Source organism: Rhodopirellula halodulae (assembly GCF_020966775.1).
Lineage (GTDB): Bacteria > Planctomycetota > Planctomycetia > Pirellulales > Pirellulaceae > Rhodopirellula > Rhodopirellula halodulae.
On sequence record NZ_JAJKFV010000033.1, the window covers coordinates 115357 to 135094 of the forward strand.

The following is a 19738-nucleotide window of genomic DNA, read 5'->3' on the forward strand; positions in this document are numbered from 1 at the left end:
ACCGAAGTTACGGTTCGGCGTTTTCCTCCGACGAAGACACTTTCATCGGATCACGACGTCGAAAGCGAACGAGTCAGCGAACCAAGATCGTCGATGCCCCAATCGTTGACAATCGAATCGGCAACGTCCGCGGCGGACCGATGGGATCAACTTGATTCGACCGATGCGGATTTGCTCGATGCATGGGTCACCGATCAATGCATTGAATCCTTGGACACGCTGATTCGGCGTTATGCGGGCATGGTACTGAGCGTTTGTATTCGGCGTTGCCATGACCGTGCCGATGCGGATGACGCCATGCAAACCACGTTTCTGTACCTGGCACAAACCGCGAAGAAGATTCGCAACCCAAATCATTTGGCGGGATGGCTACACCGAGTGGCTCAACGAGCCTGCATCGCAACCATGATGTCACACGAACGTTCGCACAATGAACTGGACGACGTCCCCGCCAAACCGGCGGACCCGTTGGAACGATTGACTCTACGTCATCAATCGATTGTGCTGGACGAAGAACTCAGCGATTTGCCGACAAAGTATCGATCCGCGATTGTCTTGCATTTGCAGCAGGGAATCACGATCGCCGACACCGCCAAGCGTTTGAACACGTCCGAGGGTTCCGTTCGTGGTTGGCTGGCGCGAGGCAAACAGCGTTTGGCCAAGCGACTGCGATTGCGGGGTGTTGCTCCGGTTGCCGCATGGGCCGCCGCCCAAGCCTGGTCCGCGGATCACGCGAGTGCGATGGAGGCGACGCAGCGTCTGCTTTCCGATACCAGCATTCAGGGAACGAATCCCTCGGTCGAATCGGGCCCATCTGAAAAGAATCCCGACTCCGGCCAGCAAACCGATGCGTGCAACTTCTCTGCCCTGGAATCTCTTCTCTCTCAAGGAGCCTTCTCGATGCCAACCTTAACCATCCTTGGAACCTCCGCCGTCGCCGGCGTGATGCTACTGGCCGCGTTTCAACTTCCGGTGGGGGAGGGAAACGCAAAATCGGAAAGGTCCGTGTTGGTGTTTGATCACGAGGAAATCCAACCCGATGCCCGTCTCAGTCAGTTTGGCAGCGTACGACCTTCCCCACCATCCGATGTATCCGCACCGCCGGAACCACCAACTCCTCCGCAACCGCCGATTGCAAAGGTTCCAACGGAGGACATTGCGCAAAACGTACTCAGTGACCTAGCCCAGAACCTATCGACGCAGCGGAATGAGCCTTCTTCGGCCGTCGCGAAACAGGTTGCCGAAACGCTCGACCGATCGATGCCATTCTCAGTGAATACCACCGTCAACTCACTCGCAGAATCGCTGCAAGACCAGTTGTCCGTGCCTGTCTTGATGGATGAACACGCGTTGACGATCGGCAAGATTGAACCATCCAAGGTCCAAGTCTCATTCACCTCCAAAGGCGAACAACCGATTCGCTCGTCTCTTCGCAGAGCACTGGAGCCCGCGGGACTGAAAGCCATCGTCGATAATGATGGTTTGATGATCACCGCTGACATGACCACCCTGACGCGTCGTGGCATTGCAACGGACCGTTGGTTGGATGTGACTCCAGAAGAAGAAGCCAACCTAGAAGCGTTTTTGGATCAAAAGGTCACCTATCAGTTCATTACCACACCGCTTGCAGATGCGATTCAGGTGATCACGTCTGATACCGAACAACCAATTTTGATCGATACTGTCGCTTTGGAAGAGATGGGGCTGAGCGTTGACAATCCCGTCAACCTTTCACTGAAAGACGTGTCGCTACGATCCATGTTGCGGCTGATGCTTCGTCCGCTTGACCTGACCTATCACTACAAAGACGAAGTGCTGCAAATCACCACACGGGACGCAGCCGAGTCATCGCTGCGTCAACGTCTGTACTTCTTGGAAGGCACCGGACAACCTCGCGGTGGACTGGCGGAAACCAGCATGTTGATCACGAACTCCATCCAACCTGATACCTGGGACGTTTTGGGTGGCTCCTCCACCATCACCCCGGTCAGCCAATCTCGAGATGGACGCCCTGCCATCCTGGTGAGCACCACGGATCAGGTCCACGAAGAGATTGAAGATCTGATGCGAGTTTTGAGGGAAACCCACACCGGCGACGACCCACGACTCAGCGACGCCGAATTCCTCCAAGAGCAAAAGCAACGTCAATTACGCCAGTCTCAGATGTTCGGAGGTGGTATGGGCGGCGGAATGGGAGGCATGGGTGGTGGTATGGGAGGCGGAATGGGTGGCATGTTTTAGGCTTCATGCGAATGGGATTGCCACGCACTGGCGATGGCACGAGCTTGCATCGAACCATGTTCGTTGCAGACTGGCAGCCCGCATGACGACGGACAGCGGGCTGGCAATTCAGACAACGCGACAGACATGCTTGCCGCATGGGCTACGGGAGTTGGCCGGACTCGTCGGTGCTCATGAGAAACGCCAACAGATCAGCCACTTCTTGCGGCGTCATCGTCGACAACAATCCTGACGGCATCAACGATTGCGGATTCTGCTTTCGAAGCTCGATGTCCTCCGAATTCAATTTGACTAGCGAGCCATCGGCTTGCTGGACGACCACCGCGTCATCCGTTTCCTGGTTGATCCGTCCAGTCACCAGTTCACCGTCCACGGTCAAGAACGTGTGGCTGGCCCATTCCGGCTCGATCGTTTCGCTCGGATCGATGATCGATTGCAAAACCTCCGCCCGCGTTCTCTTCTTCGAAATCCCTGCGAGCGAAGGCCCGACATCTTTACCGACTCCGCCAATTTGGTGGCACTGCCGACACTGCGAAACTGCTGACTCGTAGTACCACTGCAATCCTCGCTTGGGATCACCCGTCAATTCCAGCAACGCGGCCTTGTCGGGATCATCCCCCACCGTGATCGTTCGCTGGTCCGGTGGTATCCAAGCCTGGAACAATCCCATCGCAATTGGGTCAGTCACAACACGCGAATCGGTCGTGAGTTCCTTCACCTCGGAAATGGCAGCGTCGGAGTTCATCTCCACGAGTTTTCGCCAAACCCTCATCGACGCCACCGTCGGAAGGGTTTCGCTCATTGAGTCCTTGCTGCCCGAAGACGCATCATTGCCCAAAGGCCCACCATGGGTCGAAGTCGCATCAGTGAGCGGCATTTCTTCGATCCAATCCCACAACAATCTCGCGCCTCGAAGGTCCACCGTTGTGCATCCCAATCGCGGCATCTTGCCGGGCCCAGATGTCGCGGCACGGTAAACGAGAACGGAGTTCTCGGGACGCCCCGGATCGATCACCTTCGCATCTTTTCCCAAGCCGAAATCACCCTGCGCCGCGTTGATGTTGACGGTTTCCGTTTGATCCAACGGTCGGATGTGTCGCAGATCCATGCGTGAAGCGGCACCACCAGCCGGACGATGGCAATGGGCACAGTTGGCGTGCAGATAAGAACGCGCGCGTTGTTCGAGCGGTTGGTCCTCGTCATAGGGATCAACCATCTCATGCCCCGCCTTTGCCTTGGCATCAACCACCCAGCCTGCTTCGGCGAATTCCTTCCAAGACCCTGCCCCCGAATCCGCCCGAAGGTTTTCTGGCACCAAAGAAGCTGCCCCCGGATTGGCCACGTTGTGACAGGAGGTGCAAACATCGCGAGCGTGATAGCGATGCTCCCATTCACGAACGCCCCAAAACGGATCGCTCACCCGATAATTCGCAGTCGCGCCGACTGCTGGCACCAAAGTCGCATCGGTTTGCTGCTGATTCCACCGGAACGTCGTTGGGTTCCAATTCAACCCGTCAAATAAAAGCACCTGAGTTTCCAAACGCACAATCACTTGCTTCCCCGCCTCGTCCAGCACTTCCCGCAACAGAGTGTTCGCGAAGACGGTTCCTTCGACATACTTTTTCCGCATCGGATGGATCGAATCCGTCCCCGGAATCGCCATGTGACGCACGGTGAAGATGCCATCGCGATACATGGTTGCCGCCGGTGCATACTCCGTGACTCCAGCGTTGGGAATCAACTCCGCCGTGTCGGCGAACAATCCGGTTTCACTCAGTTTCTGCGGGAACGTGGCGGATTCCGCTTGGTTTGGATTGGGCTCCAAACGGTACAGGCCGCCGCTGTAGTCCACCAAGATGATCTGCGGAGCGACTTGCTCTCTGTTTGCCGCATCTTCGTCGCCCGGAATACGACTCACGAAGAAGTCGATGATCTTCAATCCTGTGCGAGCGATCTTTTCGGGCACCGGAGGTTTCCTCGAGACCGTGTTGGATTGCGTATCGATCGACCAAACGTTGCCGTTCATGAAGCAACCGCAGAGATAACGCCCTGCATCCAGAGCATGTTGCGATGTGACCAAGGTCGTCTCAGTCTTTGACGCACCTGACCACGCGTTCGGAGGAACGAACACACCACCCGTGATCGACTGAGATTCACTTCGCGGAAAGACCACCGCGGGTGAGATGACCTCACCCGGTCCGGATGGCTGTTCCAGATCAACCGGATACGGTCCTTCGTACAGACTCCATCCATGATTTCCGCCTGGCACGATCCGATGGACCATCTCACATCGCTCCCAACCCACATCAGCAACCCAAAGTGCGTCATCCGCGGGATCAAATGCGGCTCGGAATCCGTTCCGCAATCCAAACGCGTAGATCTCACCGCGAGCGTTCTCCTGATTGACAAACGGATTGTCTTTTGGGATCGCATACGGCAATGTCGATCCATCCGAAAGCTGAGTCGTCGCATCGACATCGATTCGCAGAACACTCCCGCGAAGATCGCTGATGTCTTGAGCGGCTTTGTTGACGTCTGGCGGATAGGGCAACGAGCCATCACCCGTGGTGATATACAGCATCCCATCCGGACCAAAGTTCAATGAGGCTCCGATGTGATCGCCGGATGGATAAGTGATCAAGTCCAACCGTGACGTTGGATCGACCGTCGGAACGATCGTGTTATGGACCGCCCGCTCGCGATTCAACCAGGCTTCGCTCATTCGAAAACGCGAAATTCTTGTGCCGCCTTCGACATCGTGCGGGCGGATCGACCACACGACGTAGAGATACCCGTTGTCAAGAAAGTTTGGGTGCAGCGTCATGTCTCTCGCCGCGGCAAATTGTTCGTCCGTCGTTGATCGGTTCACGGCATTGATGTCGAGAGCCAGATCGGCCTGAGTCACCGAGGCTTGATTGGGGAACGTCAGCACTTGTCCATTTTGCTGGAGCACCATTCGACGATTGGTACCGGGCAAATCCATTGCGGTGATGGGCGACCGCAGCGTCAGCTCCGAATGCAATCGAACGGATCGAAGCGGAAGTGGTGCTTCGGGAGTTCCCTTCAATCGGGACTCTGTCCACGCCGGGCGCTGAGCTTTGACGACGGGAATGAAACTAACCACGCACAGCCATGCCAAGAAAAGAGTCCGCACTGGACGCACCGCCTATCAAACAGATCGAAAAGAAGCCGGCGGAATCGCCGTCGCAACATCTTAACCGAAGCCCTGCTGCACCCGATCACTCTGTGGACTTCCCCGGGTGGTGGATTCTTTCGCCGTGCGACACAATTTGGATTGCACCAACGTGCTCACTGCACAAACTTCTTGGCTGCCGATCGCCGGCCGCCAATCGTTTGCAACGCACGTCGCATCCGGCCAACCTGCATCGAACGCTCGGAAGACCTCGCGAAGAACGCCCGTGTTTCGTCGCATCCAGAGCCCGCGTCCCCTCGCATTGAAAGACTGTATAGATGGCTTTTTGGCGCTCCAAAAAGAACGATTCTGACGAACCATCCTCGACGCCGGCCGACTCATCCGGTGCAGCGGCCCCCGACCAAGCCTCCTCGGATTCGGACCCTCAAGCCGCCGGTGGCCTCTTTGGAAAGATGAAAAGCGGTCTGCAGAAGACCCGACGTGTACTAGGCACGGACATTCGTGACTTGTTCAAAGCCGAAGGGCGTTTGGTTGACGAAGAATTTTTGGGCGAGCTGTACGCACGTTTGATCCGCACCGACATGGGCGCCGGCCCCGCTGGCCGAATTCGTGATCGAGTTGCCAAGGACTATCGTGGTCGCGTAGTTCAGTTGGAAGAGGTCGTGCAGACCATCACCGAAGACATTCGCGAACAGCTCAAACAAGACCAGGGCGATTTGGCCAAAGCCGACTCGCCCCCGACCGTGATCTTGGTCGTCGGCGTCAACGGCAGCGGCAAGACCACATCGATTGGAAAACTATCGCATCACCTTGCCTCGCAAGGGCACAAGCTGGTTCTCGGTGCCGGTGACACATTCCGGGCGGCGGCGGTGGAGCAGTTGACCATTTGGGCCGGTCGAATCGGTTGCGAAATTGTGACCGGAGCCAGTGGTGCCGATCCCGCAAGCGTTGCCTATCAAACGACCGAAAAGGCGATTGAGATCGGAGCCGACTACGCCATCATCGACACCGCCGGGCGATTGCAAACGCAAGGCAAGTTGATGCAGGAGTTGGAAAAGATCCGTCGGGTCATCGACAAGAAACTGCCGGGTGCTCCCCACGAAGTCCTGCTGGTGCTGGATGCCACCGCCGGCCAAAACGCGATTAGCCAAGCCAAAGGATTCAGCAGCGCCGCCGGTTGCACAGGCATCATCCTTTCGAAGTTGGACGGTTCAGCCAAAGGCGGCGTCGTGCTGCCCATTCGCGAACAATTCCAACTGCCTGTGAAATTCGTGGGCTTGGGCGAAGGCATGGAAGACATGACAGCGTTCGATCCCGACACCTTCGCCTCGGCGTTGTTGGAGGCTTGATCGATGCTGCATTTGCATTCTGAATCAACCAAACGTTGGCTGCATCAAGTCGACAACCATCTGGATGAGTTGCTCTTGGATCACGCGCACTGCGAACGCAAAGCCGCGTCCACCGCGATGAACCTGATGAATGCCTACACCGAAAATCTCGACATCTGCGAGGAGATGGCTCGGATCGTCGAAGAGGAGCTCGAGCATTTTTTTATGGTCGTCGAGATCTTGAAGAAACGAGGCATTCCGTTTCGTCGAATCGCTCCCGGCCCCTACGGTCGCAATTTGACCGGACTGATTCGTCAAAACCATCCCGATCGAGCCGTTGACCGGATGCTGGTCGCTTCGTTGATCGAGGCTCGCAGTTGCGAACGGTTCCGATTGCTCGCCGAGCATGTCAAAGATCGAGAACCGGAACTGTCCGAGTTCTACGCAGGGTTGTTTGAAAGCGAGGCTCGACACCACACAACTTACGTTCGCTTGGCCGAGCATTTCGTCGATCGAGAAACGGTCCGACAACGTCTCGCGGAACTGTCCAAGTTGGAAAGTGAGATCATCGCAGAGGGCAGTGACATGCCCCGCATGCACTCCTGACACGATTGTTTCACGCGGCCCACACGTTGTGTTGACCGTCGTCACTGAGGCGTGCAAGCCGCGGCTCATGTTTCACGACAGCGAGTCGTCCCCGGACTCACGTGAGTCGAGTTTCCGGCACCGTGTTTGCATCCGTTGTCCGCCGCGGGCAAAGCGAAAAAATGTTTTCGCTGGCGTGAGTCAGCCCGCATCCAAGATGGAACGGAATTGAGTCAGAAGATCTGGCTGCCCCGTCAATGAATCTTACGGTCGCGGAGACACACGGATGAACCACTTGCACCCCCGAGTCACGGCTTACGCGTTGACAATTGCATTGGCTTGGATGTCCACCAACGTCCTGGCCGGTGATCACGTTCCGGCTCTCTCATTTGATCTGCCGCCCACCGCGGTGGCGGTTCCCGTGGATCTGTCTGATCGCATGACACCAACGGCTCAGGCGGGTGAATCGGTCCAGGTCAATCTTCGTCTGTCATCGATGGTTTCCGGCAGCAAGGTGCCAACCATCGATCGCTGGATGGTCCAAGTCGTTCCGCGAGCTGCGTCGTGGCGAGTTTTGGATTACTCACCACGCACCGAAACAGGTTCCGACTACGCGTCGCCCATCCAAGTCAAACGTTCCGACGAAACGACTTCTTCGTTCGGGATGGCCGCCGACGGTGGCTACGGTCACCTCGCATCCGCTCACCTGGGTGCGGATCACGGCGGCAAACAATCCGAAGCCATTCAGTTTGACAAGCACGCTCCTTTGCACGCAGTGTCGGCTGCAGGAACAATCCAACGCGGACGTGGCGTGTACTACAAACTTCGTTGGACGTCGCAACAGGTTCTGGAAGGTGAAAAGAACTTTCAAGTGTCTTTCGACGTGCCGCCGGGATTCCGCGCTGCCATGTTGGACGTGGTGGTGATGGCGTATGGCAAACCAGCCAAGTCCAATCCGATCACGGGAGTCTGGTCGGACATGCCGTTGTTGGAAACCAGCTCGAACTCAACCCTGCTGGGCAAAGCCAACTTCACCGTCGCTGTGCATCGCAACGGTGACGATGCGGCTTGGCAGTTGGCCCGTCAATTGGCCGCCGCAGAAGTTCGACTCCGACAAGCCGCATCCGGTCATCGGGCCGACACTTCGATTCGTTCTTTGCCAACTTTGATCCGTCACGTTGCCGCCAAAATCGATGTGGACTCGGTGGACATCCACGGCGATTGGGCAGAACGTTTGATCGCCGGGACCGCGGACCCATACGTTGACCCGGTGATTCGAAAACTTCCCGCGGATCTGCGAGTCATCGCCCTCGACTATTGCGACAGCCGCCGAGCTTTGCTGGCCCTCGATCAACCCAAACGATGAGTTTGAATGCCGGAGCTCCGCATCGCTACGGTCCGGCCTACGACACGCGGCATCGCAACACGTTCTGTCTTCACGCTCACCGCGTTGCAACGTCGCAACGTCCGATGGATTCCACTTTGGCTCCCCAAACCGGATCCGCTTGAATCGCTGTAATCCCGTGCTTACGAGCGTCGATTCCTTCGCGTTTCCAAATCAAATACTGAGCCACATTCTGCACGCGAGGCACGACGATGGACTGAGGCCAATGGCGGTCGCGGACACCAAAGTGCGCTTCACCCGCCCGAACCGTGATCACTCGCCGATCGTCCAAGGATCGTTCAAGCCGCACATCCAGTTCGTGGTCATTCACTCGATCCATCGCCAGCAAACACAGCGATGTTTCTCGTGCCGTCGCATGTCCCAATCGCAACGACGATTCACACAACGAACGCACGGTGGACCGTCGCCCGTGAATCAAAGCGATCTCCAAGCGAGTTTCCACGGACCAGCCGTAAGGGTTTTGCAACAACGTCGCGTCAATCACCCGGCCCACCAAACGCTCGATTGGGGTGCAACCATCGCCGATCGAAACAGGTGAACGACGCAGTTCACCGCGAATGGATTGTGACAACTTGCTGTGCCGGATCTCGCAATCCGATGTTTCGATTCCCAATCGACACAACCAAGCTTCTTCGGTCCCGCGACGATGACGAACTTGCGCCCAATTCCACTCCGGGCCAGCCGACATCGCCAACGATCGAAAACACGCCAACGCCTCTCGATCTTCTCCAGCTCGTTTCGAGAACCGATCCCAATGATCGACCAGTTCGTGCTCGCGCCAGTTCCTCGCCAGATCGTCCCTGGGCTCAAACGCGGCAACCTCTTGCCGATGACTTTCAATCAGAATGCGCTGGGTTGCTCGAACGGCCATCGTTCGCGTTTCGAGCGACATCGACGTGCGCAAACCACGCAGATGCCCGAGCACCAATCGGCGTGACTCACTCACGCTGACTTCATCATGAGGCAACAGCGCGTACTGAACCAGATTTTCTGACGCGGAACGCCGCGAGAAGGAAGATTCTGATTCGATCTCCTCGCACCAACGACGAACACGCTCGTTCGCGTTTTGGAACATGGCTTGGTGAACGTCATCCGAATCCCATGTGACTTTCGCTTCATAATCCATCACCCAATTGTCATCGGAGGTTACCGACGACGCAGTGCCGACGACCATCCCCATCCCAAGGCAGCATTTGAGGTGCAGAGGTGCCCCCCGGTGCGAACTCCATCGTGAGCGTGCGGTGGTTTGAAACGACAGGCGAGTAGGCAAACCAAGTCTCGTGAGTTTGTTGGAGAGCCCGCCTTGGTCCAGAAACGATTCATGACGCTTAATGAACGCAATTCTGTCGCTGCCACAACCGGTTGCAGCGATCAAACACGTCCAGCAATTCGCTTCGTCTTTTTCCATCGAACTGCCATCGAAATCTTAGGTCTGTCCGCTCCCCATGACCAATGATTTCGCATCAGCACGTCCCCGCGACCGATCTGACTCAGCCCGTTAAACTGCACGACCGTTGCAACCGGCTCATCTGTTCCGCCGCCAACCGATTCGCCCTCCTCTTTTCTTGCTATGCACATCCTTTGCTTCGAAGACTCGCTGGTCGACCAGCTTTGTCCCATCGTTCACGCAAGACCGGCCTACGCGATCACCTGCGCTAGTTTTCGATTGGTCGATTGGCTTCGGACGTTGGGAAGCGATTTTGAATCGAAGGGCTCTTCGATCCATGGGCACGTTCGTGACTACCTTTTGCCCATCCAATCCGCTGACCATGGTTTGCAACCGCCGATCGATCGCCTGCCTGACGGGGATGTGTTGTTGATCAACGCGCGACTGGTGCCCTCGGTGGCGACCTATCGAATTTTGAAATCGCTCGCCAACAACGATCGTTCCGTAACCATCGAGTCGAAGTCCGCTGACGGCGCATCGGTGATCCTGGCTGCACGAGTTTCCGCGCAAGACATCCAAGCCGCCACCCAAGCCAATGCGCAAACTGGCGAAACATCCTCGTCCGCTCTGGAACAACTACTCGAACTGGCGTCGCAGTCCGTCAAGATGGATGAATCGCTCTCGGCGTTCCAGTGGCCGCACGAAGTCGTCTCGGAACACATGACGGCCATGAACGACTCGGTCGAGTACCGCATTGAACACGGCAATTACCAACAACGCGAAGACGGCGTTTTCGTTCGCGACGGAGTCTCGATTGGCGAGTACGGTTCCATCCGCACATCCGGTGGGGCCATCGTTTTGGAAGAAGACGTTCAAGTCGGTCCGTTCTGTTTCTTGGAAGGTCCCTTGCACGCGGGCCGCAAGACTCGTGTGATCGAACACTCAGCGATCAAAGACGGCGTGTCGCTCGGCCATACGGTCAAAATCGGTGGTGAAGTCGAGGCGTCTGTGATCGAGGCTTTCACGAACAAGCAACACCACGGTTTTTTGGGGCACAGTTACCTCGGCAGTTGGATCAACCTGGGTGCGGGAACTTGCAACAGCGACCTCAAGAACACTTACGGCAAGATCAACATTGAGTATGGCGATCGCAAGATGGCAACGGGAATGCAGTTCCTGGGATGCATCATGGGCGACTACTCGAAGTCCGCGATCAACACCGGCATCTTCACTGGCAAAGTGATCGGCGTATGCAGCATGCTGTATGGTTTTGTGACCAGCAACGTCCCCAGCTATGTCAACTACGCACGATTGTTTGGGCAAACGTCGCTGCTCCCGCCCGATGTGATGATCAACACGCAAGCCCGCATGTTCGCACGACGCAAAGTCGAACAACGCCAGTGCGACATGGATCTGATCCACGCCATGTATCACCGCACCGAATCCGAACGAGAAGCGTCCGAACAACTCGGCCTGTAGGAACGCCAATGCGATCGGCGAACGTTGATCAACAGACAGACAACAAAGGCAGCCTCAACAGGATGCATCCCCAAATCTCGCCAACCAACCCAACGCTCCGCAAACAAATCCAACGCTCCGCAGCCCCAAACAGCCGAACGGCCTTAGCCGCGGTTAACACTCAACAACCGGAGCGAACGCTCTGCGGCTGTGAAGTCCATTGGCGTGTCGCGTCGAACGATGGTGGGAGGCAGTACGGAAGTTCGAAATCAGAAACTTCCCAAACACCGCTTCGCGTCCCAGCGTCTTCGCGACTCTGCGTTAAATAAAACGTCACTCCCGCGACCCCCCCCAACGCTCCGCAGCCCCAAACAGCCGAACGGCGTTAGCCGCGGTTAACACCCAACAACCGGAGCTAACGCTCTGCGGCTATGAAGTCCATCGGCGTGTCGCGTCGAACGATGGTGGGAGGCAGTACGGAAGTTCGAAAGAAGAAACTTCCCAAACACCACTCCGCGTCCCAGCGTCTTCGCGACTCTGCGTTGAATAAAACGTCACTCCCGCGAGAAAACGTTCCACCACCGCTCATAAATTTCGCAAATATTCCAAACCCTGCCGCAGCTCCTGCACTGCTGAATCCGCTCGCATGTCATTTCGACCGACGACGATTGGGCCGCGGAAAGGGATGTCCTCCAGATGCCCCAACAACGATGGGAAATCTGCCGTGCCTTCTCCCAATGGCACATTGACGCCACGACCGGCGGCCAAGTCCACCACGCCATCGACTGCGTGCACGATCGAAATTCGCGAATTCAGTGCGTCGATCGCCTCATGAACATCAAATCGATTCACGATTAGCTGACCGGGATTCAGCGCCACGGGGACGAATGTGTCCGGCAACGAATCCAAGAGCGCCGCCAAGTCTTGCCCGGACTCCGTCCCCGTTTCGGCGGCTAGAAAGCAACCGACCTTTGCCCCGTAACGTCCGAGATCGTCCATCACTTCTTTTAGCGTGTGCCAACGAGCGTTGTCGCTGCCCTTTGCGGATCCGCCCGCGATCGATTTGCCAATCCGCGAATTGGCGATCGAATCCGCCAACTCGGCTGCCAAATCCGCTGGGATATCCTCCATGAATTTGCCCGATCCGGAGGCCGACGGATCCAACAACAGCGAACTCGCTCGCGAGCGATCGTCCTTCGCATCGGATTTCGGTGCTGGCGGAACGGTGCCAATCTGGTTGATGATCAGCGGAGCGCCCAAACGGTAAGCCGTCTTGAGAGCCTTTTTGGTCGCATCGACTCGTTCGTCCAGATTCTCCGTGACGTCGTACCCCATTCGGGTTTGGAAACGAATCGATGTAAGCCGCAAATTCAAATCATCCAGGATTTTCCGCAAGGTCCGCACCCCGGTGTCCGACAATTCAGATACGGGGACATGGGTTCGGCCGCATAATTCAACACTTCGCACGCCCATCGCCGCTGCCATGGTCAATGCTTTACGAAGTGCGGTGGCCGACGAACCGGCTCCCGGGATCGCGTCCATGCGGACGGCAAGTTTCAATTCAGCCAATCGTTTCGTTCTCCGATGCAGGCAAACTGGTCATGCTGGACTGTTTGATCCAACTCGACCCATCACGATACGCCTTCCGGTCGCGAACTTCGAGCGGGGGCAGATCGTTTCGTATGGCGGCACGGAATTCACTCGCGGTCCGAGCATTCATCGCCTGCATCACTTGTCTGCTAATCGCCGACGCAGCCGCGGTCACGTGGGGTCAAGGCAGCAGTCGTTACGAGCGATTGCGTCGCGATCGAATCCCGCGTGAGCAACTGATTCCATTCAGCAGCGTTGAATCCCGACGCGGCCCCGCTGGACTGCGACGATTCCGTTGGGATTTTTCGCGAAAGTCCGACAAAGACTTTGGCGGTTGGCCCGACAACTGGATTCGCTACGACGGTTCTGGCTATCCGAATTACGTCAGCATTCAAATCGAAGCCCGCGATCCGAAATTGGCCGAAGCCGTTCAGCCTTTGGACACCGCCGCGTTGGGACCGTGGCAAAAATTGCGACGCTTCTACCCACAACTGTCGCCGCTGCCACCCTCGCTGGCCGACATCCTGGTCGATCGCTGCCTCACCATTCGTTTGGATGGCGGTTTGGCTCGAGTCGAATCGCCAGCGCTCCCGGCCAACCCAACGTTCCAATATCAGTTCAGCGTTGACGTGCGAACAACCGGGCTGACCCACGACCATGTCTACGCGCAGATCGTTTTCGAAGACGCCGAAGGAAACGAACTGGGGATCCGAGAAACGGACCACGTCGTCAAGTCTCAAGAATGGACGACGTTGACGCTGGACGATCTGCTGCCACCCAAGACCGCCGACCGCATGTATGTGCGTTTAATGGTTTCCGGCAGCGAAGACGGACTGGAGGACATCAACGGCACCATCTCGTTCGACAACGTGATGTTCCGTCAGTTCCCACAACTGAAAGTCGCGACCGACCGCACGTTGGGTGTGTACCTGCCCACAGACACCGTGGTCATCACCAGCGAAATGTTGGGGCTGTCCAACGAGCACACACGTTTGCTTTTGAGGCTCAGCAACCATCAGGGCAAAGTGCTGGGCACCTTTTCGCGTGCAATTGACCCGGCTGATGAGGCTGCGCGACTGCGGGCGGAAGCTCAGAAAGCCAATTCGAATGAAAGCAATTCGTCCGAAAAAGCAACGCCGGTCGCGGACGCAATCGAACAAACGCCAATGGAATCGCGAATCGCCGGATTGGACGATTCCAGTTCGTTGCGTTATCGCTGGGAACTCACGGATCTCCGTCCCGGCTTCTATCGCGTTGCGGCTTCGATGGAAAACGATCGTGGCACCTCGTTGGCCAACCAAACTTCGTTTGTTGTGTTGGGGAAAATCACCAACGACCTGAGCGAATTCGGCGCCCCGGAACAAACCAACGAATCCATCATGGGTTTGCCATCGCTGGCCACCTTTCAATCCGAATCCGATGTCATTGATCCGACACCGTTTGGATGGACGCTGCCGGAATCGTTGATGAGCCGCCATCGACAACGCAAACTGCATGAGCGAGAACTCGCGAAGTGGATGCAATTGATCGGCATTGGATGGGCGAAGCTTCCCGTTTGGTTCGCACCGGATCAGAGCGACCATGCCGACGCGGCAGCAATGCTTGCTTTCCGAATGCGTGACCTCGGGATCCAACCCATCGGTTTGCTGGATCAGCCGCCCGAAGAACGTTTGCCGGAATACCAATTGCGAGACAAACGCGACACGCGAGTTGCCAATCTGTTGCGTGACCAAACGGCGTGGGGACCCGAGTTGGAACCTCTGATGAATCGCATGACCATGCGAATCCGTTTGTGGCAACTCGGATCGGACAAAGATTACAGCTTCATGGGGCAATCCAACTTGCCGGACTTGCTGGAAACCATTTCCAGCGGGCTGCAAGGTTTCGGCCAACCCATCCAAACCGTGATCGCTTGGTCGTGGTTCGACACTGCTCCGGTGTCGGCGGGTGATAGCTGGCGAGGTCTTCATCGCGATTCGGATTCGTCGCTGACGGCGAATGAGTTGGATGCCATGTTGGACCGAGAAGTGAAAGCACGCGAGGAAGCAATCTTGGCAGGATCCGTGGCGCCCGGACGAGCTCCCGAAACGTGGCTGACTATCGATCCCATTTCACGAAAGAAGTACGACCTGGATTCGCGGATCACGGATTTGGTTCTACGCATGGCGGCGACGCGAGGTCACAAGGTCGCTGCGGCATTCATCAGCGATCCGATGAAACACGAATCTGCGATCCTGACCGATGACGGTCGTCCAGACGAGTTGCTGCTGCCATTTCGAACCACCAGCCTGCTTCTTGGTCATCGCTACAACTCGGGATCGCTGCGACTGCAGCACGGCAGCGAAAACATCATTTTCCGCGGTGACGATGAGTCCGTTCTTTTGATCTGGTCGGACTCACCCAAGGTCGAACATTTGTACCTGGGTGAGAATGTCTACGAGGTGGACGTGTGGGGACGACGCCGTCCACTGGAGACAATCCAGCACGAAGGTCGTCGCGTTCATCGAGTCGAAGTCAATCGCGTTCCCAAGTTTCTGGTTGGGATTGACCAATCGCTCGTTGATTTTCGGATGTCCGTGCGACTGGATCGCAAACGCATTGATTCGTTGCTAGGTCAGAAGCAATTGCTGGGCGTTCAATTTCAAAACCCGATCGCGCAGTCACTGTCTGGCGACATGGCGATCATCCAGCCGAACTCGTGGCGACTGGATGAACCCACCAAACCTTGGAGTCTGCTTCCGAAAGAATCCAACCAAGTCGATTTTGGAGTGACGCTGGAGAACAACGCCACGATCGGAACGTATCAACTACCACTGGACTTCCGTTTTGAAACCATTCCGCCAACGCTCATCCGAGTTTACCGAGAGATCAGCATTGGCCCCGATGGATTTGACATCCACGTGACCACGCGTTTGATCGATGACGGGCAAGGCGGACGATTGCGGGTGAAAATCGAGATGGTCAATCACACCAATCGGTTGACAAACTTTGACTGTCTGTTGTTCGCTGGACGCGATCGTCAATACGAACGACGCGTCTTGGTATTGCCTCCACGAGACACCGTGGAACGCAATATTGACTGGCCCGCGGGAGAAAAGTTGCTCGGCACTCGAATGTGGCTGCGAGCGATCGAGCAAGATGGCAACCGAGTGATCAACCACTCCTTCGAAGCCAAACCCTGAGACGGCGAATCCGGACCATCGTTTCGTCGCGAATCTGCTCCAAACGCGACGCAAAAACACCCTATAGATTCGACTTAAGCTGGGCACCTGATAGAATACCAGACCCGCCCGCAGAAACCCCGCCTCCCCCGATTGAAATGAGCTTCCATGCAATCTTCATGGCAGACGCTGCAGCGTCGTAATTTTTTCTGTGGTCTCGGTGCGTCTCTTGGTTCGCTTGCGCTGACGTCGCAGCTTGCGGCTGACAATTCAGTTGCCGCCAACCAGTCGAAAGCCGCTTCGCCGCTCGCGCCCAAACCAGCGATGCATCCGCCCAAAGCCAAGGCGGTCATCATGCTGTTCATGGAGGGCGGGCCCGGTCAAATGGACACGTTCGATCCCAAGCCCGAACTGGATCGTTTGCACGTAACCGAATCAAAACGCACAGAAGGTTTGGCAACCGGCAAACGATTCTATGTTGGCAGCCCGTTCAAGTCTCGCAAGGTCGGGCAATCGGGATTGGACATGTGTGACCAATTCACTCACCTCGCCGATCCAGAAGTCGCAGACGAATTGTGCGTCTACCGTGGTTGCCAAGCGGAATCGCTGAACCACCCCGAAGCGCTCCTGCACATGAACACCGGCAGCCGCCTGGGCGGTGACCCCGCGGTGGGTGCTTGGGCGACTTATGGACTGGGCAGCGAAAATCAAAACCTGCCCGGTTTCGTCGTCATGACGGAATTGGCGATGCCGCAAGCCGGCAGTGCAAACTGGTCCAACGGTTTCTTGCCCGCTTACTACCAAGGCACCACGCTTCGGGCCCAGGGTTCGCCCATTTTGGATTTGAAGCCCGGCGAGTATCGCACCCGTCAGCATCAACGGCGAATGCTCGATGAAATCGCGTCGCTCAATCAAGACCATCTGCGATCCAGCGGTTTGGACCAACATCCAAACGCCGGCGAATTGGCGGCTCGAATGGAGAGCTACGAATTGGCGTTCCGCATGCAGACTTCGGTTCCCAATCTGATTGACTTGAAAACCGAACCGCAACACGTTCTTGATTCCTACGGCGTCGACGATCCGGAAACCGCCGCGTTTGGCAAGCAATGCTTGATGGCACGCCGGATGGTCGAAGAGGGCGTTCGTTTCGTTCAGATCTTCTCGGGTGGTTGGGACAGTCACGACTACCTCGAACGCGGCCACTCGGCCCGGATCAAGAGCGTCGATAAACCGATCGCGGCGTTGATCAAAGACTTGAAGCAACGCGGGATGCTGGACGACACCTTGGTCGTGTGGACCGGCGAATTCGGACGGACTCCTGACAACAACTATCGCGGAGGCGTCACGGCACTCGGACGCGACCACAACATCGACGCGATGACCATGTGGTTCGCGGGCGGTGGAACCAAACGCGGAGCGATCGTTGGTGCGACCGACGAGATCGGTGCCAAAGCGGTGGAATGCGTTCACCCAATTCGCGACGTGCACGTCACGCTGCTGCACCTGCTTGGTCTGGACGATAACAAGCTGACTTACTTCCACGGCGGCCGCTACAAACAGTTGTCGCAATTTGGCGGCGAGGTCATTCAAGAGCTGATTGCCTGACGTCATGGATGCGTGCTGGCATACGTGAGCTCGGCAATCCCTTTGAATCGCCGAGCCGATGCCGCCCCGGTCCGCCCAGACTGTCGAAGTGGTTACAATCAGGCGTTTCATCAGACGCCTTGAACCGCTTTGGAGTGGCTCGTGAGTGAACCGGATCGTTCGTCGCTAGACTCCGTTCTCGCGGAAATTCTGACATTGGAAGAACGGGGCGAACCGCCAATTCCGCATGAGTTTCTGGAACGGTATCCCGAGCACGCGGACGAACTCAAAGACTTCTTTCGCAATCATCAATGGCTGGGGCAAGAGGAGCCACCAAACACCACGCTGATCGGTCAAACGATCGATGAATTCGAGCTCGTTCGCGAAATCGCTCGTGGAGGCATGGGCGTCGTTTATGAGGCTCGTCAACAATCGTTGCGTCGAACCGTCGCAATCAAGCTGATCGGCGATGGAGTCCTGGCCAACGAAGAATTGCGGATGCGGTTTCGCATGGAAGCCGAAGCCGTTGCGTCGCTTTCCCATACCAACATCGTTCCGATCCACAGCATCGGTTGTTGGCGGGGCATCGATTACTTCGTCATGCCATTGATCGATGGCGAGTCCTTGCAGACGCAGGTCGAGCAACGGCACGCTTGCTTGCAGCAAAACAGCCTTTCAAAGTCGGAACTAAAAACTTGCGTCCAGGAAACGGTCGAATTGGTTCGCGATCTTGCACGCGGAGTCGCCTACGCTCACTCACGAGGCATCATCCATCGGGATTTGAAACCTGAGAATGTGTTGATGGATGACGGAGTTCCCAAAATCGTGGACTTCGGTTTGGCAAAATTGCACCGCGATGCACCGGAGTTGACGAGGAACGGACAAGTCCTGGGCACACCGCACTTCATGAGCCCCGAGCAAGCACGCGGGTCCGGTGACTTGACCGATGCCGTGGATGTGTATGCGTTGGGTGGAATTCTGTTTGCGTTGTTAACCGGCACGCCGCCTCACGCTGGCAATTCGACCGCGGAGGTACTGTCGCAAGTGCTTTCGGACGACCCGCCGTCGCTGCGTTTGATTTGGCCAGGCGGAATGCCGCGTTTGCCTGAGCTCGTTGAATTGGATCACGTGATTCAACGTGCGATGGCTAAGAACGCTTCGGAACGATATCGATCCGCGGATGACATGGCGGATGACCTCAGCCGGATCCTGGCGGGCGAGTCCCCCATCGCGGCGCCCGATGGCATCGTGCATCGGATGTCTCGCGAATTGTCTCGCGACCAACATTTGCATGCGTTCAAAGATTGGGGGCGCGCACTTCGCCGAATCGGGTACGTGGTGTTGGCTGCCCACGTGGCGATGTTCGTCATCATGCAATACATCTATGTTGATTCGCCCAGCGACATCGCGGCGCTGAGCAAGCCCGCATTCTGGGGCTACTTTGTCCCGCGAATCTGTATGCTTGGCGGGATCGCTTGGGTGATCGGCAACGCACGAGACGGTTTGTGGATGCCACAGATTTCTGCTGAACGACCGGTTTGGTCCGTTTGGCTCGGCTACCTGGTGGCACTGACCAGCATCAATCTTCTTTGGATGAGTGGCAACCTGGATCACCCCACCGTGATGGTGCTGGCGTGCGTGATGAGCGGATTCGCATTCATCGCGGTTGCCGGTCACATGTGGGGCGGCAGCGCGTTGTTGGGACTTGGCTTCATCGGAATGGCATTCGCCAGCGTGGCGATCCCCACCGTGGCCCCGTTATTCCTGGGCGGTTGGTGGATGGTCACCATGCTGGTGTTCTCGCGACGTTATCGCCGACTAGGTTGAAGCAGGTCACGGCCACTG

Annotated in this window: 11 protein-coding genes; 8 read left to right on the forward strand and 3 right to left on the reverse strand. The window is 56.8% G+C overall.

Going from position 1 to position 19738, the window contains the following annotated elements:
• Positions 1-93 precede the first annotated feature (93 nt).
• Entirely contained in the window at positions 94-2241 is a 2148-nt protein-coding gene (locus tag LOC70_RS23975) for an RNA polymerase sigma factor (RefSeq protein ID WP_230256594.1), read from the forward strand.
• Between the two features lie 142 nt (positions 2242-2383).
• Here LOC70_RS23975 and LOC70_RS23980 read toward each other — a convergent pair whose 3' ends face one another.
• The gene (locus LOC70_RS23980; protein ID WP_230256595.1) at positions 2384-5365 is read right to left on the reverse strand and encodes a PQQ-dependent sugar dehydrogenase; all 2982 of its coding nucleotides are present in this window, start codon (positions 5363-5365) and stop codon (positions 2384-2386) included.
• A gap of 347 nt (positions 5366-5712) precedes the next feature.
• On the opposite strand from LOC70_RS23980, the gene ftsY reads away from it, so the two are divergent.
• From ftsY to LOC70_RS23995, 3 genes are all read left to right on the forward strand, one after another.
• Positions 5713-6744 carry a signal recognition particle-docking protein FtsY gene (gene ftsY, locus LOC70_RS23985; RefSeq protein ID WP_230256596.1) on the forward strand — a complete coding sequence of 344 codons (1032 nt, stop codon included), beginning with the start codon at positions 5713-5715 and terminating at the stop codon, positions 6742-6744.
• 3 nt (positions 6745-6747) lie between these two features.
• Complete coding sequence (gene miaE, locus LOC70_RS23990) at positions 6748-7329, forward strand: tRNA-(ms[2]io[6]A)-hydroxylase (protein ID WP_230256597.1); 582 nt, start codon at positions 6748-6750, stop codon at positions 7327-7329.
• A gap of 265 nt (positions 7330-7594) precedes the next feature.
• The gene (locus LOC70_RS23995; RefSeq protein WP_230256598.1) at positions 7595-8674 is read left to right on the forward strand and encodes a hypothetical protein; all 1080 of its coding nucleotides are present in this window, start codon (positions 7595-7597) and stop codon (positions 8672-8674) included.
• 76 nt (positions 8675-8750) lie between these two features.
• On the opposite strand, the gene LOC70_RS24000 is transcribed toward LOC70_RS23995, so the two are convergent.
• Positions 8751-9839: a hypothetical protein gene (locus LOC70_RS24000; protein ID WP_230256599.1), complete on the reverse strand. Its 1089-nt coding sequence runs from the start codon at positions 9837-9839 to the stop codon at positions 8751-8753.
• A gap of 444 nt (positions 9840-10283) precedes the next feature.
• Between LOC70_RS24000 and LOC70_RS24005 the strand changes: the two genes are divergently transcribed.
• Positions 10284-11579: a putative sugar nucleotidyl transferase gene (locus LOC70_RS24005; protein ID WP_230256600.1), complete on the forward strand. Its 1296-nt coding sequence runs from the start codon at positions 10284-10286 to the stop codon at positions 11577-11579.
• Positions 11580-12143: 564 nt separating this feature from the next.
• On the opposite strand, the gene LOC70_RS24010 is transcribed toward LOC70_RS24005, so the two are convergent.
• Positions 12144-13127 (reverse strand): sugar phosphate isomerase/epimerase family protein, encoded by a 984-nt coding sequence (locus LOC70_RS24010; RefSeq protein ID WP_230256601.1) that lies wholly within the window; start codon positions 13125-13127, stop codon positions 12144-12146.
• Positions 13128-13240: 113 nt separating this feature from the next.
• Here LOC70_RS24010 and LOC70_RS24015 point away from each other — a divergent pair, with 113 nt between their 5' ends.
• From LOC70_RS24015 to LOC70_RS24025, 3 genes are all read left to right on the forward strand, one after another.
• Positions 13241-16330, forward strand: coding sequence for a hypothetical protein (locus LOC70_RS24015; protein WP_230256602.1), 3090 nt, complete (start codon positions 13241-13243; stop codon positions 16328-16330).
• A 147-nt stretch (positions 16331-16477) separates the two neighbouring features.
• Positions 16478-17914: a DUF1501 domain-containing protein gene (locus LOC70_RS24020; RefSeq protein ID WP_230256603.1), complete on the forward strand. Its 1437-nt coding sequence runs from the start codon at positions 16478-16480 to the stop codon at positions 17912-17914.
• 141 nt (positions 17915-18055) lie between these two features.
• The gene (locus tag LOC70_RS24025) at positions 18056-19720 is read left to right on the forward strand and encodes a serine/threonine-protein kinase (protein WP_230256604.1); all 1665 of its coding nucleotides are present in this window, start codon (positions 18056-18058) and stop codon (positions 19718-19720) included.
• The last annotated feature ends 18 nt before the right edge of the window (positions 19721-19738 follow it).

What these genes read in the sequence shown, in the direction of transcription:
- LOC70_RS24005 (WP_230256600.1), top strand. Translation starts at nt 10,284, where the DNA reads ATGCACATCCTTTGCTTCGAAGACTCGCTGGTCGACCAGCTTTGTCCC.
- LOC70_RS23975 (WP_230256594.1), top strand. Translation starts at nt 94, where the DNA reads ATGCCCCAATCGTTGACAATCGAATCGGCAACGTCCGCGGCGGACCGA.
- LOC70_RS24020 (WP_230256603.1), top strand. Translation starts at nt 16,478, where the DNA reads ATGCAATCTTCATGGCAGACGCTGCAGCGTCGTAATTTTTTCTGTGGT.
- miaE (WP_230256597.1), top strand. Translation starts at nt 6,748, where the DNA reads ATGCTGCATTTGCATTCTGAATCAACCAAACGTTGGCTGCATCAAGTC.
- ftsY (WP_230256596.1), top strand. Translation starts at nt 5,713, where the DNA reads ATGGCTTTTTGGCGCTCCAAAAAGAACGATTCTGACGAACCATCCTCG.
- LOC70_RS24000 (WP_230256599.1), bottom strand. Translation starts at nt 9,839, where the DNA reads ATGGATTATGAAGCGAAAGTCACATGGGATTCGGATGACGTTCACCAA.
- LOC70_RS24015 (WP_230256602.1), top strand. Translation starts at nt 13,241, where the DNA reads ATGGCGGCACGGAATTCACTCGCGGTCCGAGCATTCATCGCCTGCATC.
- LOC70_RS23995 (WP_230256598.1), top strand. Translation starts at nt 7,595, where the DNA reads ATGAACCACTTGCACCCCCGAGTCACGGCTTACGCGTTGACAATTGCA.